This is a genomic window from Glycomyces sp. MUSA5-2 (assembly GCF_037034145.1).
GTDB lineage: Bacteria > Actinomycetota > Actinomycetes > Mycobacteriales > Micromonosporaceae > Glycomyces > Glycomyces artemisiae.
This window is the reverse complement of the sequence record NZ_JBAGKG010000023.1, coordinates 1-1710: the sequence shown is the minus strand read 5'-3', so window position 1 is coordinate 1710 and position 1710 is coordinate 1. Positions and strand designations below refer to the sequence as shown.

The following is a 1710-nucleotide window of genomic DNA, read 5'->3' as shown; positions in this document are numbered from 1 at the left end:
CTCGTCCGCGTCAGTACCGACAAGCAACGAACCGCTCGCCAGCACGACGCCTTGCAGAAGGCCGGCTGCATCAAGGTCTTCGAGGAGAAGGCCTCGGGGAAGCTCAAGCTTGCCGATCGCCCCGAGCTCCAGGCCGCCGTCGACTACCTCCGCGAGGGCGACCTGCTCTGCGTTCAGGAAGCCGACAGGTTCGGCAGGAACCTGATCGACGGCCTCATCGTCCTGGAGGACTTGTTCAGCCGCGGCATCCCCGTGAAGATTCTGGAAGGCATCGCCGCCGGCGAGCACATCGAGCGGTCCTTCGTTCTCGACATGGCCTTCGCAATCGCAGAGGACCGCCGCCGCGACATCGTCCGCAAGACCAAAGACGGGCTCGCCGCCGCAGCCGCCCGCGGCAAGAAGGGCGGACGGAAGAAGGTCATGAGCGAGGCGATGGTCATCCAGGCCGTCGCACTTCGCGAGCAGGGCTTCACCATCCGGCAGATCCAGCCGCACCTCCACTACAAGACCGCCGACGGCAAGACCCGCTCCCCGGCCATCGGGATCATCTCCGAAGCGCTCCAGGCGCACGACCGGAAGAAGGCCGCCGAGGCCGAAGCGAGCGATGCCTCGGCATGACCACCGAGCGCATCACGCTGAGCCTCGAAGTCGAGGAAGCCGACAACCACACCGCCGTGGCGAAGTACGTCGAGGACGAAACCAAGTCCGCCAAGCTCTCATGTTCGTGCGGGTGGACCGGGAAGCAGGTGTACACCGACCCGGGGGATTTGGAGGTCCTGTTCCGGCACCCGACGCCCGATCTCCAAGACCGCGTCTACCGCGAGTGGACCCTTCACGTCTACAAGCGGATCGCCCTCGCCTGGGGCCTGCCGATCGCCGAGGGAACCCGGACCGAAGTCGCGCTGCCCGCCATCGAATGGGCGGCGCTGCTCGAAGTGCTTGCCCAAGCCAACGACGCTGGGTTGGACGAAGCCGCTCGGCTCCACGGCTTGATCCGGGACTACTTCGGAGATTGAGTCTTCGCCCCGCAGCAGCGAAGGGCCCGCCGTTCGGCGGGCCCTTCGTCTTGTCCTGCGGCACTAGTAGTCGCGGTAGACGCTGCTGCGGTGGCCGATCTCGATGACGACGATGACGAGCTCGCCGTCGCGGATCTGGTAGATGATGCGCCAGTCGCCCACGCGGTAGCGCATGGCATTGGATCCCTTGACCTTGATCGCCCCGACCGGGCGGGGATCCGCCTGGAGCCGCTTCAACGCGGTGTCGATGCGACGGCGGACGGGCTTGTCGAGTCGCGCGAACTGCTTGTCGGCCTCGTCGGTGAAGGCCAGGTTCCAGACCGGTTCGGCCTCGGCGTCGCTCACGCGGCCTCGCCGCGGTCGGCCGCGGCGACGTCGGCCAGGACCTGGGCGTAGGGCTTGAGCGGCTTGTCGCCCTGGGCGGCGAGGACCTCTTCGACGCGGCGGGCGAAGTACTCGTCCTCCAGGCGGTCGAGCATCTCGGCCTCGTCGACGGGGACGAGCGCGGCGACGCGGCGGCCGCCCTTGGTCAGGTAGACGCGGCGGCCGTCATGCTGGACCTCGGTGACGGTCTCGGCCAGGTGGTCGCGCAGCGCGGTCACGCCGATCTCGTCGACGACGCGGTCTTCGGTGGTGTCCATGCCTCAACCGTACGCTCCGTACGTCACGTACGCCACCGGTTCGGCGGCGCCGC

Annotated in this window: 4 protein-coding genes; 2 read left to right on the top strand and 2 right to left on the bottom strand. The window is 67.8% G+C overall.

The window, feature by feature from the left end; translation table 11 throughout:
* Both WA640_RS28660 and WA640_RS28655 read left to right on the top strand, forming a co-directional pair.
* A partial coding sequence (locus WA640_RS28660; protein WP_335992382.1) for a recombinase family protein occupies positions 1-618 on the top strand: 618 nt, incomplete at its 5' end.
* Positions 615-1016, top strand: coding sequence for a hypothetical protein (locus WA640_RS28655; RefSeq protein ID WP_335992381.1), 402 nt, complete (start codon positions 615-617; stop codon positions 1014-1016). The genes WA640_RS28660 and WA640_RS28655, both read left to right, overlap by 4 nt.
* 63 nt (positions 1017-1079) lie before the next feature.
* Here the strand turns inward: WA640_RS28655 and WA640_RS28650 are convergent, their stop codons facing one another.
* Both WA640_RS28650 and WA640_RS28645 read right to left on the bottom strand, forming a co-directional pair.
* Complete coding sequence (locus WA640_RS28650) at positions 1080-1361, bottom strand: type II toxin-antitoxin system RelE family toxin (protein WP_335992379.1); 282 nt, start codon at positions 1359-1361, stop codon at positions 1080-1082.
* A complete protein-coding gene (locus WA640_RS28645; RefSeq protein ID WP_335992377.1) occupies positions 1358-1657 on the bottom strand; it encodes a type II toxin-antitoxin system prevent-host-death family antitoxin in 300 nt (99 codons plus the stop codon). The genes WA640_RS28650 and WA640_RS28645 overlap by 4 nt, the downstream gene beginning before the upstream one ends.
* Between the last annotated feature and the right edge of the window lie 53 nt (positions 1658-1710).